Source organism: Micromonospora sp. NPDC049089, from assembly GCF_040648775.1.
Taxonomy (GTDB): domain Bacteria; phylum Actinomycetota; class Actinomycetes; order Mycobacteriales; family Micromonosporaceae; genus Micromonospora.
Genome location: NZ_JBEZEH010000163.1, coordinates 1 through 17,255, shown reverse-complemented (window position 1 = coordinate 17,255; position 17,255 = coordinate 1). Strand labels below are relative to the sequence as shown.

General features: G+C 72.4%; 16 protein-coding genes. 8 read left to right on the top strand and 8 right to left on the bottom strand.

Going from position 1 to position 17,255, the window contains the following annotated elements:
• Nucleotides 1–17: 17 nt before the first annotated feature.
• The 4 genes from AB0B48_RS24385 to AB0B48_RS24370 all read right to left on the bottom strand — a co-directional run bounded on the left by AB0B48_RS24385 (nt 18) and on the right by AB0B48_RS24370 (nt 4,297).
• The gene (locus AB0B48_RS24385; RefSeq protein WP_357205298.1) at nt 18–695 is read right to left on the bottom strand and encodes a response regulator transcription factor; all 678 of its coding nucleotides are present in this window, start codon (nt 693–695) and stop codon (nt 18–20) included.
• Nucleotides 695–2,284, bottom strand: coding sequence for a histidine kinase (locus AB0B48_RS24380; protein ID WP_357205295.1), 1,590 nt, complete (start codon nt 2,282–2,284; stop codon nt 695–697). Before AB0B48_RS24380 ends, AB0B48_RS24385 begins: the two co-directional genes overlap by 1 nt.
• A gap of 36 nt (nt 2,285–2,320) precedes the next feature.
• Complete coding sequence (gene bioD / locus AB0B48_RS24375) at nt 2,321–3,025, bottom strand: dethiobiotin synthase (RefSeq protein WP_238678930.1); 705 nt, start codon at nt 3,023–3,025, stop codon at nt 2,321–2,323.
• Nucleotides 3,026–3,160: 135 nt separating this feature from the next.
• Nucleotides 3,161–4,297: an 8-amino-7-oxononanoate synthase gene (locus AB0B48_RS24370; protein WP_357205292.1), complete on the bottom strand. Its 1,137-nt coding sequence runs from the start codon at nt 4,295–4,297 to the stop codon at nt 3,161–3,163.
• Between the two features lie 155 nt (nt 4,298–4,452).
• Here AB0B48_RS24370 and bioB point away from each other — a divergent pair, with 155 nt between their 5' ends.
• The 3 genes from bioB to AB0B48_RS24355 are packed head-to-tail and all read left to right on the top strand — an operon-like array spanning nt 4,453 to nt 6,157.
• A complete protein-coding gene (bioB, locus tag AB0B48_RS24365; protein WP_124819840.1) occupies nt 4,453–5,448 on the top strand; it encodes a biotin synthase BioB in 996 nt (331 codons plus the stop codon).
• Between the two features lie 5 nt (nt 5,449–5,453).
• Nucleotides 5,454–5,645 carry a hypothetical protein gene (locus tag AB0B48_RS24360; protein ID WP_355007073.1) on the top strand — a complete coding sequence of 64 codons (192 nt, stop codon included), beginning with the start codon at nt 5,454–5,456 and terminating at the stop codon, nt 5,643–5,645.
• A gap of 5 nt (nt 5,646–5,650) precedes the next feature.
• On the top strand, nt 5,651–6,157 hold the full coding sequence (locus tag AB0B48_RS24355; protein ID WP_357205284.1) for a GNAT family protein: 507 nt from the start codon (nt 5,651–5,653) through the stop codon (nt 6,155–6,157).
• Nucleotide 6,158: 1 nt separating this feature from the next.
• On the opposite strand, the gene AB0B48_RS24350 is transcribed toward AB0B48_RS24355, so the two are convergent.
• A complete protein-coding gene (locus AB0B48_RS24350) occupies nt 6,159–6,686 on the bottom strand; it encodes a DUF488 domain-containing protein (protein ID WP_357205281.1) in 528 nt (175 codons plus the stop codon).
• A 258-nt stretch (nt 6,687–6,944) separates the two neighbouring features.
• Between AB0B48_RS24350 and AB0B48_RS24345 the strand changes: the two genes are divergently transcribed.
• A complete protein-coding gene (locus AB0B48_RS24345) occupies nt 6,945–7,292 on the top strand; it encodes a hypothetical protein (protein WP_357205279.1) in 348 nt (115 codons plus the stop codon).
• 72 nt (nt 7,293–7,364) lie between these two features.
• Here the strand turns inward: AB0B48_RS24345 and AB0B48_RS24340 are convergent, their stop codons facing one another.
• Complete coding sequence (locus tag AB0B48_RS24340; protein ID WP_357205276.1) at nt 7,365–10,295, bottom strand: glycoside hydrolase family 9 protein; 2,931 nt, start codon at nt 10,293–10,295, stop codon at nt 7,365–7,367.
• Between the two features lie 434 nt (nt 10,296–10,729).
• Here AB0B48_RS24340 and AB0B48_RS24335 point away from each other — a divergent pair, with 434 nt between their 5' ends.
• Together AB0B48_RS24335 and AB0B48_RS24330 are read left to right on the top strand one after the other, a co-directional pair.
• On the top strand, nt 10,730–12,295 hold the full coding sequence (locus AB0B48_RS24335; RefSeq protein WP_357205273.1) for an aldehyde dehydrogenase family protein: 1,566 nt from the start codon (nt 10,730–10,732) through the stop codon (nt 12,293–12,295).
• A 65-nt stretch (nt 12,296–12,360) separates the two neighbouring features.
• Entirely contained in the window at nt 12,361–12,759 is a 399-nt protein-coding gene (locus AB0B48_RS24330; RefSeq protein ID WP_357205270.1) for a VOC family protein, read from the top strand.
• 7 nt (nt 12,760–12,766) lie between these two features.
• Here the strand turns inward: AB0B48_RS24330 and AB0B48_RS24325 are convergent, their stop codons facing one another.
• Entirely contained in the window at nt 12,767–13,831 is a 1,065-nt protein-coding gene (locus AB0B48_RS24325) for a GNAT family N-acetyltransferase (protein ID WP_357205267.1), read from the bottom strand.
• Nucleotides 13,832–13,919: 88 nt separating this feature from the next.
• Nucleotides 13,920–14,624 (bottom strand): amino acid-binding protein, encoded by a 705-nt coding sequence (locus tag AB0B48_RS24320; RefSeq protein ID WP_357205263.1) that lies wholly within the window; start codon nt 14,622–14,624, stop codon nt 13,920–13,922.
• A gap of 150 nt (nt 14,625–14,774) precedes the next feature.
• Between AB0B48_RS24320 and AB0B48_RS24315 the strand changes: the two genes are divergently transcribed.
• Both AB0B48_RS24315 and AB0B48_RS24310 read left to right on the top strand, forming a co-directional pair.
• Complete coding sequence (locus tag AB0B48_RS24315) at nt 14,775–15,854, top strand: phosphotransferase family protein (RefSeq protein WP_357205260.1); 1,080 nt, start codon at nt 14,775–14,777, stop codon at nt 15,852–15,854.
• Nucleotides 15,854–17,065: an acyl-CoA dehydrogenase family protein gene (locus AB0B48_RS24310; RefSeq protein ID WP_357205257.1), complete on the top strand. Its 1,212-nt coding sequence runs from the start codon at nt 15,854–15,856 to the stop codon at nt 17,063–17,065. Before AB0B48_RS24315 ends, AB0B48_RS24310 begins: the two co-directional genes overlap by 1 nt.
• Nucleotides 17,066–17,255: the final 190 nt, after the last annotated feature.

Below are 17,255 nucleotides of genomic sequence, written 5' to 3'. Positions count from 1 at the left end.
GGCCGATCGGCCCCCGCTCAGCCGTCGACCAACCCCGCCTCGTACGCCAGGATCGCCGCCTGCACCCGGTTGCGGACGTCCAGCCGGGTGAAGATGCTGGTCAGGTAGCTCTTCACGGTGCCCTCGACGAGGTGCAGCCGACGGGCGATCTCGGCGTTGGAAAGGCCCGCCCCGACCAGGGCCAGCACCTCCCGTTCCCGCTCGGTCAGCCCGGCCGCACGGTCCCGGGCGGCGGGTCGACGGGCCAACCGGTCGGCCCCCAGCTCGATCACCCGGCGGGCCACCCTGGGCGACAGGTACGCCCCACCGTCGGCGACCGCGTGCACACCGGCGATCAGCTCACGCGGGTCGCCGGCCTTGAGCAGGAACCCGCTGGCACCGTGCCCGAGCGCCCGGGCCACGTGGTCGTCCTCGCCGAACGTGGTCAGCATGATCGTCGCGGTGTCCGGCACGACCCGGCGGATCTCGGCGGCGGCGGCCAACCCGTCCAACCGCGGCATCCGGATGTCCAGCAGCGCCACCCGGGGACGGTGGGCACGGACCAGTTCCACCGCCGCGTGCCCGTCGCCGGCCTCGGCGACCACCTCGATGCCCGGGTCGCTGGCGAGGATGGCCCGGACGCCGGCCCGGATCATCGCCTCGTCGTCGGCCAGCACTACCCGGATCGGCGGTGTCCCCGTCGTGTGGGTGTCCACTAGGCGATCCACTCCTTGCTGACCAGCCGGCCATCGGTGAAACAGAGCCGCCAGGTCGGCGCGGCCAGGGGAAAGTTACCGTCGGTGTAGTACTCGCAACCGGCCCGGTCGACAGCCGCCGACCGTTCCAACTGCCGCCGGGGCAGCCCGACCAGCTCCGAGCGGGCCGCGCCGACACGCATCTGGTCGAATGTGGCCCGGTCCAGCACCGTCCCGGCGGTCGCCACCGGGTAGTAGACGAACGAGAGCACCAGGGCGAAACAGACCGGGGCGACGAGCGCCACCAGCAGGCTGCGCCGAACCCGCCGACGGGCGTCGTGCAGCCGCCGCTCGGCGTCCACCGGCCGCTCGGCCGGGCCGGGTCGCTCGTCGGACCATGACGTCGGCGCGACCTCGGCCACCGACCCGATCGCTTCGGGTGGCGCCGCGGTGGTGGGCAACACCGCCCGTACCGTGAATCCGCCCTCGGCCCGACGGCCGGCGTCGAGCGTCCCACCGGCGAGGCGGACCCGCTCGGCGAGGGCGAGCAGCCCACTGCCCTGCGAGGGCGGGGCGGGCAGCGGCCCGGCCGGCGGAGCGTCGTTGACGACTGTCACCTCGACCCGGTCACCGTCGCGGGTGAGGCGCACGTCGACCGGAGCGCCCGGCGCGTACCGGGCCGCGTTGGTGAGCGCCTCCCGGACGATCCGGTGCGCGGCGTGACAGGTCATCGCCGGTAGGTCAGCGACCGCCGGGGCGGCGTCCAGCCGTACCACCATGCCGGCCTCGCGGGCACCGTCGACCAGGTCGGCCACCGTCTCCCCGCTCGGGCGCAGCGACGCGCCAGCCTCCTCGCGGAGCACACCGATGATCTCGTGCAGTCGCTCGGTGGCGGCGGAGACGCTGGCCCGCAACTCCCCGGCCGCGGCACGGTGCCGGTCGTCAAGGTCGGCGGCGACCTCCAGGGCGGCGGCGCGCAACGCGATCAGGCTGAGGTCGTGACCGAGGGAGTCGTGCATCTCCCCCGCGATCCGGGCCCGCTCACGCAGCCGGATCCGCTCGGCGGCACCCCGCTGTTCCCGGGTCAGCGCGTCGACGTGCCGGCGACCGGCGTCGGTCAACTCCTGCTGCTGGCGGCGGTACCGACCGACCAACCAGGGGAACACGGCGGCGAAGAGCAGCACCGACGCGAGCAGGAACCAGGTGGCCGCCCCGGCGCCGAGGAACCCCAGGTTGAGCGCCGTACCACCGGCCGTGATCAGCACGAAGACCATGACCGCCGGACCGACTGTGGCGCTGCGCCGCCCGGCGAGATAGCTGAAGACCGGAATGGCGAACACGAAGTTGCCGTCGACCAGCGACCCGAGCACCGCCAGCACCAGGGCGACCAACGGCTGACGTCGAGTCGCCACCACCGCCACACCGAGCAACAGGAGCTTGCCGACCAACAGCGGCACCGTGTACCGCGAATAGGGCGGGCTGACCTCGGCGTAGCCGACCGGAGCGGCCACCACCGCCCAGAGCAGCACGTCCAGCAGCAGGCGACGCCGCCGGTGCAGCCAACCCGGCGGCCGGTAGTCGAGGATCCGCACGGCGGTCAGGCTACCCACGCCCGACCTGCCCGGACACCGACGAAAGTCAGGTGTTCAGCCGCTCTCCTCGGCCCAGACCCGCCAGTCGTCCAGCACCCCGTGCAGAGCCGGGGTGAGCCAACCCGGCGCGGACCGCCGGAACACACCCGGGTCCATCGCGCCCGCGCCGTCGGGCAGCGCGCCGAGCAGATTCGGCACCAGATCGGTGAGGTTCGTCCAGTGCACCAGCTCCGGTCTGGCCGGCCAGGCGCCGATCACCACACCCGCCGGCACCGCCCGACGATCCAACGCCTCCAGGGTCAACGCGGTGTGGTTGAGCGTGCCCAACCCGGCGCGGGCGACCACCACCGCCGGCGCGCCGAGCGACACCGCCAGGTCGGCCATCGTCCACGGCTCCCCCGACGGCCGCAGCCCCATCGGAACCAGCAACCCACCCGCGCCCTCGATCAACACGAGGTCGTGCTTGTCGGCCTCCGCGCGGACGGCGTCCACCGCCGCGTACAACTCCAACGGCGGCAGGTCGGCGACCCGCGCCGCAGCCAACGGGGCGAGGGGATCCGGGTAGCTGGCCAGGGTCCGACCGGTCAGCGGCGCAGCCAACCGGTTCACCGCGTCCACGTCGCCGGGCTCACCGCCGGCCGTACCGGTCTGGCCCGGCTTGACCACCGCCACCCGCAGCCCGGCGGCCTGCGCAGCGGCCGCGATCGCCGCCGTCACCACCGTCTTGCCGACCTCGGTGTCCGTTCCAGTGACCAGCACCGACCCCGCCCAGCCCGTCACGGCGCCACCTCGGTTCGCGACTGCGGGGCTCGCAAACCCGGCTCACTCCTCGCGCTCACGGCGCCACCTCGGTTCGCGACTGCGGGGCTCGCAAACCCGGCTCACTCCTCGCGCTCACGGCGCCGTCTCCACGATGACGTCCAGCGCCCGCTCGAACGCCGTCCGGGGCACCCCCGCGCTCACCGTGAGGCGCAGGCGGGAGCGGCTGTCCGGGGTGGATGGTGGCCGGAAACAGCCCACCGCGACACCCCGGTCCCGGCAGTCCGCGGCCCACGCGGTCGCCGCCTCCGGACCCGGGGCGGTCACCGAGATCACCGCCGCGTCCGGGGCGGAGACGGTCAGCCCGGCCGCTCTCAGTCGACCGACCGCCAGTCCCACCCGGTCGGAGAGTTCGGCGCGCAGGTCGTCGCCGGCCTGGGCGAGCCGCAGCGCCGCGTGCACGCCGGCGGCGACCGCTGGCGGCAGTGCCGTGTCGAAGATGAACGTGCGCCCGGTCTCGACCAGATGCCGGACGAACTCGGCCGGGCCGGCGACAACGCCGCCCGCGCCACCGAGCGCCTTGGACAGGGTGGCGGTGATCACCACGTCCGGCTCGCCGGCCAGCCCGGTGGCCGCCACCGCGCCCGCGCCGGCCGGACCGGTCAGGCCCAGCGCGTGCGCGTCGTCGACCAGCAGCAGCGCGCCGTGACGGCGGGCCACCGCGTGCAGCCGAGCCAGCGGGGCGAGATCACCGTCGACCGAGAACACCGACTCCGTCACCACCACCGCCGGGCGGCCGGGAGCGGCCGCGAGCGCGGCGGCCACCGCGTCGACGTCGGCGTGCGGGGTGACCACCGTCTCCGCACCGGAGATGCGGCAGCCGTCGATCAGCGACGCGTGGTTGTGCGCGTCGGAGACGAGCAGCGTCCGAGGTTGGACGAGCGCCCGCAGCGCGCCGAGGTTGGCGAGGTAGCCGGAGGAGAAGACCAGGGCGCCGCCGGTGCCCAACCAGCGGGCCAGGTCCTCCTCCAGCGCCCGGTGCGCGTCGGTGGAGCCCCGGACCAGGCGCGACCCGGTAGCCCCCAGCCCGTACGCCGAGAGGGCCGCCGTGGCCGCGGCGACGACGTCCGGGTGGGTGGCCAGGCCGAGGTAGTCGTTGCCGGCCAGATCGGTCATCTGATCGTCGGCCGGACGCGGATGCAGTCGCCTGGTGAGCCCGGCCTTCGCCCGCAGCTCCGCGCGGCGGTCGAGCGCCGCCAGCCAGTCCGCCACCGTCACCCTCCCCCGCTGTGTGTGCCGGTCAGCCCGACACCCGCCGGGCGAAATTACCACCCGCCGCCATCGGCCCGACGATTCCACTCGGTGCGAGGCACCGACGGGCCGCCAGGTCATTCAGGCTGATCGGAGAGCCTTGTAGGGTACGAGCCATGCCAGAGATCCTCGACCAGGCCCGGACCCAGGTCCTGGGTGACGGTGTCGGCCTCGATCAGGCCGGCATCCTCGCCGTGCTGAACCTGCCCGACGAGCACCTGCCCGCCGCCCTCCAGCTCGCTCACGACGTGCGGATGCGCTGGTGCGGCCCGGAGGTCGAGGTCGAGGGCATCGTCTCGCTCAAGACCGGCGGCTGCCCGGAAGACTGCCACTTCTGCTCGCAGTCGGGCCTGTTCACCTCGCCGGTGCGCTCGGTCTGGCTGGACATCCCGTCGCTGGTCGAGGCGGCGAAGCAGACCGCCGCGACCGGGGCGACCGAGTTCTGCATCGTCGCCGCGGTCCGCGGTCCGGACGCCCGGCTGATGAAGCAGATGCGCGAGGGCGTCGCCGCCATCAAGGCGGCTGTCGACATCCAGGTCGCCGCGTCGCTGGGCATGCTCACCAAGGAGCAGGTCGACGACCTGGTCGACATGGGCGTGCACCGCTACAACCACAATCTGGAGACCTGCAAGTCGTACTTCCCCAACGTGGTCACCACGCACTCGTGGGAGGAGCGCTGGGAGACGCTGCGGATGGTTCGCGACTCCGGCATGGAGGTGTGCTGCGGTGGCATCCTCGGCCTCGGTGAGACCGTCGAGCAGCGGGCCGAGTTCGCCGCGCAGCTCGCCGAGCTGAACCCGCACGAGGTGCCGCTCAACTTCCTCAACCCGCGTCCCGGCACGCCGCTCGGTGACCGTCCGGTGGTGGAAGGCAAGGACGCGCTGCGGGCCATCGCCGCGTTCCGGCTGGCCATGCCGCGCACCATCCTGCGGTACGCCGGTGGCCGCGAGATCACTCTCGGCGACCTCGGCACCCGTGATGGCCTGCTCGGCGGCATCAACGCGGTGATCGTCGGCAACTACCTGACCACGCTGGGTCGACCGGCGACGGCCGACCTGGAGCTGTTGGACGAGTTGAAGATGCCGGTCAAGGCGCTCTCCGCCACGCTGTGACGACAATGACGACGACGGAGCTGTGGTGCGACAGGTGCGGTGAGCCGGCGACGGCCACCGTCCACCCGGCCTGCGCGTCGGCCCGCCAGTTGGAGCCGCCCCGGTTCTGCCCCCGCTGCCGTCGCCGGATGAAGGTTCAGGTGCTGCCGGTGGGCTGGTCGGCGATCTGCGTCGAGCACGGCGAGATGCGGGGCTGAGCCGGATGCTGCGAGGGCGGGCGGTGACACTACGACCGGCGACGGTCGCTGACGTGCCGGCCCTCGCCGCGATCCGGGCCGACCCGGAGGTACGCCGGTGGTGGCGGGGCGGCGACGATCTGGCCGACTCCGTGCGTGCCGACCTCGCCGACGACGACCTGCACGTGTACGCGATCGAGCACGAGGGCCGGGTGGTCGGCGCGATCCAGTGGTACGCCGAGGCGGACCCGGACTACCGGCACGCCAGCCTTGACGTCTTCCTCGACCCGGCGGAGCGCGGCGCCGGCCTCGGTGGTGACGCGATCCGCACCCTGGCCCGACACCTGATCGACGAGTACGGCCACCACCGTTTCACCATCGACCCGGCCGCGGCGAACAGCGCCGCCATCCGGGCGTACGCGAAGGTTGGTTTCCGCCCGGTGGGGGTGCTGCGCCGCTACGAGCGCGGCGCGGACGGCCGCTGGCACGACGGCCTGTTGATGGACCTGCTCGCCGACGACCTCGTGGAGTGACTCAGTCGTCCCACAGCAGGTGGCCGTCGGGCAGTCGGCGGGCGCCCTCGGCCGGCCGGTGCGGGCTGAGGCGGCCGTCCGGCATCAGGTGCGCCACGGAGACTCCGCTGCTCAGCGTCGCGACGTCGGCGATCAACCGCCGGTGGCAGCGCCACCACACGCTCTCACTGCACATGATCGCGGTGGTCCGACGATCCGCCCCGGCGAGCACCTCGGCGAGCGCGTCGTCGAACTCGGCCGTCCGGGTGTGGGCGGCGTACGCCCGGAACGCCGCGACCGTCCACCAGGTGTCCGGCTCCGGCTCCCCGGCCGGGACGTGCCGTCGTCCGCCGAGCCGCGGCTCCCAGCGGTAGTCGATGCCGCACTCGGGCAGCCACCGTTCGAGTTCCTCCCGGCGGACGTCCGGGTTGGTGCGGCTGGCTGGGTATCGCCGCACGTCCACCACCTGGGCGATCCCCGCCCCGGTCAGCAACTCTCCCAGCCGGCCCCGATCGGCCGCGCCGTGCCCGACGGTCAGCAACTCCCGCACGACCGCAGCTTGCCCGGAATCCCCCCGACCTATCCACCCGAGTTCGCCCGCGAGGGTCGGCCATCCAGTTTCCGTCCGCGCGGAACGGTAACTGTCCAAGATCTCGTCGCGGTGCCCCCACTCTGCTTTCGGGCCGCTCAGCGACAGCGATCAGCAGCGGGTTGGTTGACATGAGGAATATAATCGACGCAAATCAATCTGCCTCTGGGCTGAAAGAGCTCCGGCCCCGTCCCTGAACACCGTTAGGAAGGGAAGCTCATGCGCAGATTCACCAGCCGAATCGCTGCGGGTCTCGCCGCCGCTTTGATCACCACACTGACCGTGACGATACCGGCGTCGCCCGCAGCCGCTGTCGAGACGCTCAAGGTTCCCGACACCGGCCTCGTCTTCTACCAGGCCTACACGCAGATCATCGTAGGCAGGCAGGCCACGCGCGACGGCATCTGCCGCCCGGTCCCGGCCGAGGCGATCTGGGCGATCGGCTGGAACGGCTTCGGTTCCGTCTCTGGCTACCGGACCTCCGACTGCACCGGCGCTGCGTCCGAGCTCAACAACTTCCACAGCTGGCCGCACGAGGGCTACTACCTTTCCTACCGGGCCGGCTGACAAGCGTTCCCGGTGGTCGTTCGCGGCCGGCCACCGGGGGACGGTGACCGGCCGCGACTGCCCGGGATGGGCTCAGGACACGGTGCAGGTGGTGTTGTTGACGGTGAAGGCGGTCGGCTTCGGGTTGGCGCCGCTGTACGTGCCGTTGAAGCCGAAGCTCACCGACGCGCCGGCCGCGATCGTGCCGTTGTAGGACAGGTTCGTGGCGGTGACCGCCGCGCCGCTCTGGCTGATCGCCGCCGACCAGCCCTGGCTGACGCTCTGCCCGCCGGGGAAGCTGAACCGCAGGGTCCAGCCGTTGATCGCGGTGGTGCCGGTGTTGGTGATCGACACGTTGGCGGTGAAGCCGCCGCCCCAGTCGGTGGTGGCGTACCCCACAGTGCAGGTACCACCGACCGGCGGGGCCGCGGTGGTCACCGCAACCGGCGTGGACGCCGCGGAGGTGTTGCCCGCCGCGTCCACCGCTACCACGTAGAACTGGTACGCCGTGGAGGCGGTCAACCCGGACACCGCCTGGGTGCTGCCGGTCGGCGAGCCGACAAGCACGTCGGTGGCGCCGGCCTCGCGGTAGACCCGGTAACCGGTGACGCCCACGTTGTCGGTCGACGGGGTCCAGGCCAGGGTGAGACCGGTGGCGGTGACGGCCGAGGCGACCGGCGTGCCGGGGGTGCTCGGCGCTGTGGTGTCGGCGGTGCCGGCCGGCGGCGTGGTCACCGTGAGCTTCGGTGAAGCGGTGGACGTGTTGCCGGCGCCGTCGCGCGCCACGACGGTGAACTCGTACGACGTCGCTGGCAGCAGCGTTGTGATGGTCAACGTCGTGCCGGTGACCGGCCGGACCAGGACCGTGTCGCTGTTGACCTGGACCTCGCGGACGTCGTAGCCGGCCAGGCCACTGCCGCCGCTGTCGGTGGACGGCGCCCAGGTCAGGGTGACAGTGCGGGGGCCGAGGTTGGACGCCACCGGGGTACCCGGGACGGTCGGCTTGGTGGTGTCCGGGACGACCGGGCCCGGCTCCTCGCCCCAGACACGGGTGGCTCCGGAGTAGAGCGGCACCTTCCGGTTGGGCCCGGCGGTGGCCTGGTACGACGGGTCGTTGGTCGGGTCCCAGGTGCCGCCCTCCGGCACGCCGATCTTGAACTGGACCTCCATCCGGTGCTGCGACTGACCCGCCGGAGCGATGGTGTACCCGGCGCAGTCCACCTCGACGTACCAGATGTCGCCGCTGAACTGCTTGGCGGTGGTCGGGGACGGGCAGCCCTGGGTGTAGCCGGCGGTGACCTGCACCGGGCCGGTGCCGTCGGGCCGGAAGTAGTACCGGAACCGGCCGTCGGTCAGCGCGCGGGCCGGGAACGCGGACTTGTTGTAGACCATCACCTTGAGCCCGGTGGCCCGAGGTTCGGCCTGCGTCACCGTGGTCTCCACTGTCAGCTCGTCGATGTCCGGCGTCTCGGCGACCGGGAAGTTCGCCAGCGGCGTGCCGCCGTACTCGGAGGTCAGCCGGACCAGCGCGGACGTGAAGCCGGCGTTGTAGTCGGTGGCCACCTCGTTCATCACGTAGTCCGACCGGCTGTCGCTGTACGCGTCGTTGGCCGAGGACGGGCCGCCGACCAGCGCACCGTAGAGGGTGTGCCGGGTCTCCACCGGCACGGTCTGGCTGTCCCACCAGGAGCCGTGCGCGGTGCGGTGGTGCGGGTTCTTCGGTGCGTTGGCGCCGAACCCGATGACGTAGCTGGAGTTGCGCGGGTTGTCGCCGAGCGCGTAGTTGATCTGCCGGACGGCGAAGTCGTGGTAGCGCGCCTTGCGGGTGGTGTCGGTGGTCTTGTCGCTGTAGACCAGCGCGGCGAAGGACGTGTTCGCGGAGTAGCGCAGCGCGCCCCAGGAGTCGAGCACCGCCATCCCGCCCGGCGAGTACGGCACCCGCTGCCCGTTCACCCCGACGGTCCAGTAGTCAAGCCACCGGTTGGCGTCGTCGACGTACTTCTGTTTGCCGGTCAGGTTGGCCAGCAGCACGTACGCGCCGAACTGCTTGTTGTCCCAGGCGATTGTCCACTTGTAGGAGCGGGTGGTGGTCTGGTTCTCGGTGCCGAGCTTGTCGTACTCACTCTCGGCCTTGGCCAGGTAGCTGGCCTCGCCGGTGGCCCGGTGCAGCCAGATCGCGGCCCAGACCAGCTCGTCCTGCCAGCCACTCCACGAGCGGTAGAAGCTCGTGGCGTCGGTGATGCACTCGTGGTAGGCCTTCCGCACCGTGTCGGCGAAGGTGTAGAGCTGCCGGGCGTGGCCGAGCAGCTTGTCGGCGTAGGCCGCGTCGGTGGGGCGGAACACCATCGAGGAGGCGGCCATCGCGGCCGCCGTCTCCCCCGCCAGGTCCGCGCCGCCACAGCTCGCATCGATCTTGTACGCGGGCCGCGCCATCTGCATCACCTCGGCCGGACCCCACCACTTGTGGTCGTCGTCGCCCTTGCCGACCTGTCCGTAGAGGACGTTGGCCGACGGGTGCGCCTTGATGAAGTAGTCGTTGACGAAGCGCAGGTTGTTGAGCAGGTGCGGCAGTTGCCCGGACGAGGTGTAACCGCTGCGGTATTCGACAGCGCCCCAGGCGAGCATCGTGGCGCTGAACGCCATCGGGAAACCGAACTTGACGTGGTCGCCGGCGTCGTACCAGCCGCCGGTGAGGTCCACGCCCGCGCTGGCGCCGTCGGTGAGCGCGCTGTCTCCGCGCCAGGAGACCCGGTTCCAGTCGGGCAGTGGACCGGACTGCTGCGCCTCGTAGAAGAGCAGTGACTTCTGCAACGCCTCGGCGTAGTTGTAGGTCGCCGCCGGCGCGGCGGAGGCGGGCTTGGCCGCCGGCGCGGCGGAGGCGGGCCCGGACGGTGGCGCGGTCACCGCGAGGGACGCGCCGGTGAGCAGCGCGACGCCGAGGGCCAGCAGCCGCCGCGGCCAGGGCTGGTCGGCGGCCGGCGACCGGCCGGGCTGGCCGCTGAACGGCCGGGTCAGGTGGCGCATGGCGGACTCCTGTCGGAGGCGCCGCCGGCGGTCGCACCGACGCGGGACGGCGTACGGGCGGCACGGCCACCGGCGACAGCGGGGGTGGCGGTGTGACCATGGGCCGTGGAAGCGCTCCCATGGATAAACGACAATGTAATGGGCGGGTCGCTGGTTGGGAAGCCTGCCGATCGGGGCCGACGCGCGCGGCACCACTTCCGTACTCGCGAGTAACCACTGCGGACCATTTCACACCATCGATAAATCTCGATTTATGAAAGACGTTTGCGCAGCTCACGGTGGGAGCGTCCGCGATAGATTTCGCACCGATCGAGCGCTCCGGCGACCAGCCAGACAAACGTACTGTTGCTGACCCGCTACGAAGCGCGAGACAGTACCGCTCACCAGCGGTGCCGTCGACGCCGCCGCTCCCTGGTCAACCCTGAGGAGAAGCGATGGCACTACGACTCGCCGACGACACCGCCTGGGCCGACATCCTGGCCCGCGCGGTGACCGTCGCCCCGGAGGCGTTCGGCCCCGAGGTCGACGGCGTCACCACCCTGCACAACCTGGTCGAGGGCGAATGGCGGGCGGTCGGCCAGCCCGCCCCGGTCCGCACCCCGGTGGACAACACCGTCCTCATCAACCTGCCCCGGGTCGACGCGACCACCGCGCGCGCCGCGGTCGCCCACGCCGCCGCCGCGCACCGGGCCTGGGCCCGGACCCCGCTGGCCGACCGCAGGGCCCGGGTCGCCGAGGCCCTGGACTCGCTCACCGCCCACCGCGACCTGCTCGCCCTGCTGCTGGTGTGGGAGATCGGCAAGCCGTGGCGGCTGGCCTGCGCCGACGTGGACCGGGCGCTCGACGGCGTCCGCTGGTACGCGGGCGAGATCGACCGGATGCTCGCCGACGGCCGCGAGCCGTTGCCCGGCCCGGTCAGCAACATCGCGTCGTGGAACTACCCGATGAGCGTGCTGGTGCACGCCGAACTGGTGCAGCTCCTGGCCGGCAACGCGGTCATCGCCAAGACCCCGTCCCAGGGCGGCGCGGTGTGCCTGACCGTCGCGCACGCGCTGATGCGCCGGGCCGGACTGCCCGCCACGCTCGTCTCCGGCAGCGGCTCGGAACTGTCCGAGGTGCTGGTCCGGGCACCCGAGATCGGCGCTGTGGCATTCGTCGGCGGCCGTTCCAACGGCGGCAAGGTGGCCGCCGCTCTGCTCGACAGCGACAAGCGGCACTTCATCGAGCAGGAGGGCCTCAACGCCTGGGGCATCTGGAACTTCTCCCAGTGGGACCTGCTCGCCACGCACCTCAGGAAGGGCTTCGAGTACGGCAAGCAGCGCTGCACCGCGTACCCCCGGTTCGTCGTGCAGCGCGACCTCGTCGACGAGTTCCTCGACATGTACCTGCCGGTCGTCCGCTCCGTCCGCTTCGGTCACCCGCTCGCCGTCGGTGACGACTGGGCCGCCGGTGACCCGCTGCCCGAGCTGGACTTCGGTCCGCTGATCAGCGCCACCAAGGCCGACGAGCTCCGCCGTACCGTCGACGAGGCCGTCCGTGGCGGCGCGATCCCTCTGCACCGGGGCAAACTCGCCGGCGCGCCGTTCCTGCCCGGGCAGGACACCTCGGCGTACGTGGCGCCGTCGGTGCTGCTCGCCCCGCCCGGACGGTCCCGACTGATGCACGCCGAGCCGTTCGGTCCGGTCGACACGATCGTCGTGGTGGACACCACCGACGAGCTGCTGGCCGCGATGAACGCCTCCAACGGCGCGCTGGTGGCCTCACTCGCCTGCGACGACACCGACGAGGCCGGCAAGCTCGCCGTGGACCTTCAGGCGTTCAAGGTGGGCATCAACAAGCCGCGCTCACGCGGTGACCGCGACGAACCGTTCGGCGGCCGGGGCGCCTCCTGGAAGGGCGCGTTCGTCGGCGGCGACCTGCTGGTGCAGGCCGTCACCGTCGGCGGAGACAGCCGGCTCTACGGCAACTTCCCCGACTACAGCAGCTACCCCAGCACCTGACGACCGGGCCCCTTGTGGAGGCTCGCCGCGCACAAGGGGCTCTCGTCACCACGTACGGTCGGGAGATGGCATTGATCGCACAGCTCTCCCTGGGCGTGGCCGACGCCGAACGGGCCGGAACGTTCTGGGCCGCGGCCCTCGGCTACCGTCGCCGCGAGCCCCGATTCACCGGCGACGAGTGGATCGTGCTGGAGCCGCCGCCCGGGGTGTCGGGCTCAGCCCTCGCGATGGACCTCAGCGAGAGCCCCGTGCGGGAGTTCCCCCGGCTCCACCTGGATCTGGACGCCGGCGACCGACCCCTCGACGAGGAACTCGACCGGCTGCTCGCCCTCGGCGCGCGGATCGTCGACTGGCGGCACTACCCCACCGACCCACACCCGGCGGAGCCGCCGTACGTGGTGCTCGCCGACCCGGAGGGCAACCGGTTCTGCGTCTCGGGCCGCCGCGAGCCGCCCGGGCCCTGAGCCGGCCCTAGGCGAACGCGCCCGTCCGGTCCGCCCCGGTGGGGACAGAGAGCGCGACGGTGAGGGTGAGCAGCCCGCCGTCGCGTTCCACAACGGTGGGCCGGCCCAGCCGGTGCAGCGTCCGCAGCATCGGGTCGTTGGTGGCCTGCACGTGCAGCACCAGCGCCGCGTACCCGGACCGGTCGGCGTGCTGAACCACCCGGCGCAGCAACGCCGAGCCGAGCCCACGCCGCTGCCAGTCGTCGCGCACCAGCAGCGCCACCTCCGCCTCGTCGCCCTCGCCAAGCAGGTTCGCCATCGCGACCACCGACTCGGCCGCGCCGTCGGAGCCGGTGGTGCTGGCGATCAGCGTCAGCCCTCGGCTCGGCTCCAGCAGTCGACGCAGGCGGGCCGGCTGCGGCAGCGCCGCCCCGCCCAGGTAACGCCGCTGCCGGCTACGCGGCGAGCACGCCTCGTGCAGCTCCACCACGCCGGGCAGATCGTGGGCGCTCGCCGGCCGGACGGCCACCTCCGCGCCGTCGGGCAGCACCACTGTCACCTGTTCGGCGGCCCGGCGCGCCACAGTGGCGGCCAGCTCGACGAGAGCCTGCGCCCGCGCGTACTCCGCCGGGGTGAAGTCGGGCGCGGCCCGGCGCAGCGCGAACGAACCGCCCGCCGGGTCCGCCAACAGCATGCTCGCCCCGGTGATCCCCCGTTCGCCGCCGACCGACGCCGGTCGCCAGCTCACGACGTCGGCGGCGAGCAGCGTCCGCAACGCCTCGCCCGTCGCGTCCGGGTCACGCACCAACCGGTTGGCCAGCCCGAGCACCCGGGTGGGCTGGTCGGCCAGACCACGCGCCTCGCTGCGCGCCACCCAGCAGTCCCGGCCCCGACCCCGCTCGACGGCGGCGATCAGCCCAGCCTCGTCGAGCGCGTCCGGCGCGTCGACCAGGAAGTCGTCCACCGCGCCCTGCTCGGTGGGTTGCACCTGCACGGTGAGGATGTTGACCCCGCGCAGCGCAAGGCTGGCCGTGAGCACCGACAGGTAACCCGGCCGGTCGTCCACCGTCGCTCGGATCCGCCACAACGTCATGGTTGGCTCCCTTCCCCGGTAAGAGCCTCACCCCCGCCTGTTGCCGCCCGGTTGCCCAGCGGTGTCGGCCCGGGAACTCCTCGGCCGCTCAGGGGCCGGCGACCACCGGCGGCGAACCGACGAGATCGAGTCGGTCACCGAGGATCACCGCGCAGGCGCGGACGAGCTGGGTGAGCCGATCCACCTCGGTGCTGTGGAACGCCGCGGCGGAGAGGGTGGTCTCGCTGCGCTCACGGGCCACCACCAGCACCAGGCCCGCCCGACCGAACGGCGTGATCGCGTGGTGGGTCCCGTCGGGCGTGGTCATCGACCGACCGCGCAGCGGGGTCACCTCCGGCAACCGCGCGGGTACGGGTGCCCGCCAGCTCGCGTACCCCACGGTCGCCCCGCCGCCCCCGCTGCGCGAGGCCCAGTCGACCGGCACCACGGCGGCCACTGCCCAGTCGGCGGCCAGCAGCCCCGGCACCGCGTCGACCAGGGTGGCCAACCCGTCGGCCGGGTTTGCCGCGACCTGGGCCAACAGCTCCGCGTCCTGGCCGGTGGTGGTGGGCGCGCCGATCGCCCGCCACACACCGTCCACCCGCACCCCCGGTATGGCGGCGAGGCCAGCCAGCAGCCGCTCCACCCGCGCCGCACCCGGCCAGACGACAGTGAAGTCGTCCACCGCGCGCCCGCCGAGCCGTTCGAGGACCACCACCTGGACGATGTCCGCCCCGGAGACGCCCAAGGTGCGGGCGACCTGACCGAGGGTGCCCGGACGGTCCGGCAGGGTGACCCGAACTCGCAGCAACATGTCTGTCCCTCCGCTCGGCGGGCCGGCAGAGAAGCGACCGGCAGGCTGACCACAGCCTGGTAGTTGACCATTTCGTCCCTGTTGCAAGGGCATGTCCCAAGCGGAAATTCTGACCTTGACAACGTGAGCGGGCTGCCATCAACTAGTCCGATGAGCGATCCGGCCGTCGACGAGTCACGGCCGGAGGCCACGGCCGTCTCCCCAGCGGGGCTGGCCCTTGACCGTCTCGCCGACCATCTGGCACAGCACCGACCCGAGCTGGCCGTCGGGCCGCTGCGGGCACAGCTGATCGCGGGCGGCAAGTCCAACCTCACCTACCTGCTGCGCCTCGGCGACCGCGAGGTGGTGCTGCGCCGCCCCCCGCTGGGCCACGTGCTGGCGACCGCGCACGACATGGCGCGCGAGTTCCGGGTCATCTCGGCGCTGGCGCCGACCGAGGTGCCGGTCCCGGGCGCGCTGCTGCTCTGCACCGACCCCGAGGTGATCGGCGCGCCGTTCTACCTCATGGAGCGAATGCCCGGCGAGGTGTTCCGCACCCGCGCGCAGACCGACCCGCTGGGCGACGAGCGCCGCCGCGCACTCGCCATGGCAATGATGGACACCCTCGCGGCGCTGCACAGCGTCGACCCGTCGAGCGTGGGGTTGGCTGACTTCGGCCGCCCCGAGGGCTACCTCGCCCGGCAGGTCCGCCGCTGGTCCGGGCAGCTCGACCGCTCCCGCAGCCGGCCGCTGCCCGGCATCGACGAGCTGCGTGACCTGCTCGCGGCGACCGCACCGGAGGGCGCGAACGCCGGCCGGATCGTGCACGGCGACTACCGGCTGGACAACCTCCTCGCCTCGGCCGACCCGGTGGCCGTGCACGCGGTGCTCGACTGGGAGATGGCCACCCTCGGCGACCCCCTCGCCGACCTGGGACTGCTGCTGACCTACTGGGACGTGCTCGGTGGCAGCGACACCGCCGCGGGCAACCCCGTCGCCGACGGGCTCGGCCCGCGCGCCAGCTTCCCCACCGGCAGCGAGCTGATCGACAGGTACGCCGGCCGCAGCGATGTCGACGTCGGGCCGCTGCACTGGCACGTGGCGCTGGGCTGTTTCAAGCTCGCGGTCATCTGCGAGGGCATCCACTACCGCCACACGCTCGGGCAGACGCTCGGCGAGGGCTTCGACCGGATCGGCGAAATGGTGGCACCGCTGGTCGCGCACGGACTGACCGCCGCCAGGGAGCGGTGATGGACTTCTCATACGACAGCCGGACCGAAGAGCTGCGCGCCGAGCTCACCCGGTTCCTGACCGAGCACGTCTACCCGGCCGAGGCCGTGCACGTCGAACAGGTGGCCGCCGGGGAGCCGTGGTCGCGTACCCCGGTGTTGGCCGAACTGAAGACGGAGGCCCGCAAGCGCGGCCTGTGGAACCTCTTCCTGCCCGACCCGCGTTACGGCGCCGGCCTGACCAACCTCCAGTACGCCCCCCTGGCCGAGCTGACCGGGCGCAGCCCGCACCTCGCGCCGGAGGCGGTCAACTGCGCGGCACCGGACACCGGCAACATGGAGTTGCTGGCCGAGTTCGGTTCGGAGGCGCAGCAACAGCGCTGGCTGATGCCGCTGCTGGAGGGCGAGATCCGCTCGGCCTTCTGCATGACCGAGCCGGATGTCGCCTCCTCCGACGCCACCAACATCGCCACCCGGATCACCCGCGACGGCGACGAGTACGTGATCAACGGACGAAAGTGGTGGTCGTCCGGGGCCATGGACCCGCGCTGCGAGATCTTCATCGTGATGGGCAAGACCGACCCCACCGCTGACCGGCACCGCCAGCAGAGCATGGTGCTGGTCCCCCGGGACACCCCCGGGGTGACAGTGCGCCGGGGCATGACCGTCTTCGGCTACACCGACGGTTCGCACGGCGGGCACGCCGAGATCGACTTCACCGACGTCCGGGTGCCAGCGGAGAACCTGATCGGTGCCGAGGGCACCGGCTTCGCCATCGCCCAGGCCCGGCTCGGGCCGGGCCGGATCCACCACTGCATGCGATTGATCGGAATGGCCGAACGCGCCCTTGAGTTGCTCTGCCGCCGCGCCAACGAACGGATCGCGTTCGGCCGACCGCTGGCCGAGCAGGGCGTGGTCCGGGAGTGGATCGCCGAGTCCCGGGTCCGCATCGAGCAGGCCCGGCTGCTGGTGCTCAAGACTGCCTGGCTGATGGACACCGTCGGCAACAAGGGCGCACACACCGAGATCCAGGCCATCAAGATCGGCACGCCGGCGATGGCGGAGTGGGTGATCGACAAGGCTATTCAGGGGTACGGCGGCGCCGGCGTCAGCCAGGACACGCCACTGGCCGCCCTCTGGGCGCAGACCCGCACCCTGCGCCTGGCCGACGGGCCCGACGAGGTGCACCGCAACTCCCTGGCCAAGCGCGAACTACGCCGCTGGGCCCCGTAACCCCGCCCACACCCGGCCCCGCCCCGCCCTGCCCCGCGCTCGCGCCGCCCCTGCACCCTGCCCCGCGCCCACCGCACCCGTACGTCCCGCGCCCGCACGCCACCACACCCCAAGATCGCGCCCGATCCTGGATGTAGTGGTGTGCGCTCGCCCGATGGCCAATACAACCAGGAACGAGCGCGACCTTCCC

Bases quoted from the DNA above. Each gene is read 5' to 3' on its own strand.
- bioB (WP_124819840.1), top strand. From the start codon at position 4,453: ATGCCAGAGATCCTCGACCAGGCCCGGACCCAGGTCCTGGGTGACGGT.
- AB0B48_RS24360 (WP_355007073.1), top strand. From the start codon at position 5,454: ATGACGACGACGGAGCTGTGGTGCGACAGGTGCGGTGAGCCGGCGACG.
- AB0B48_RS24355 (WP_357205284.1), top strand. From the start codon at position 5,651: ATGCTGCGAGGGCGGGCGGTGACACTACGACCGGCGACGGTCGCTGAC.
- AB0B48_RS24345 (WP_357205279.1), top strand. From the start codon at position 6,945: ATGCGCAGATTCACCAGCCGAATCGCTGCGGGTCTCGCCGCCGCTTTG.
- AB0B48_RS24340 (WP_357205276.1), bottom strand. From the start codon at position 10,295: ATGCGCCACCTGACCCGGCCGTTCAGCGGCCAGCCCGGCCGGTCGCCG.
- AB0B48_RS24335 (WP_357205273.1), top strand. From the start codon at position 10,730: ATGGCACTACGACTCGCCGACGACACCGCCTGGGCCGACATCCTGGCC.
- AB0B48_RS24330 (WP_357205270.1), top strand. From the start codon at position 12,361: ATGGCATTGATCGCACAGCTCTCCCTGGGCGTGGCCGACGCCGAACGG.
- AB0B48_RS24325 (WP_357205267.1), bottom strand. From the start codon at position 13,831: ATGACGTTGTGGCGGATCCGAGCGACGGTGGACGACCGGCCGGGTTAC.
- AB0B48_RS24320 (WP_357205263.1), bottom strand. From the start codon at position 14,624: ATGTTGCTGCGAGTTCGGGTCACCCTGCCGGACCGTCCGGGCACCCTC.
- AB0B48_RS24315 (WP_357205260.1), top strand. From the start codon at position 14,775: ATGAGCGATCCGGCCGTCGACGAGTCACGGCCGGAGGCCACGGCCGTC.
- AB0B48_RS24310 (WP_357205257.1), top strand. From the start codon at position 15,854: ATGGACTTCTCATACGACAGCCGGACCGAAGAGCTGCGCGCCGAGCTC.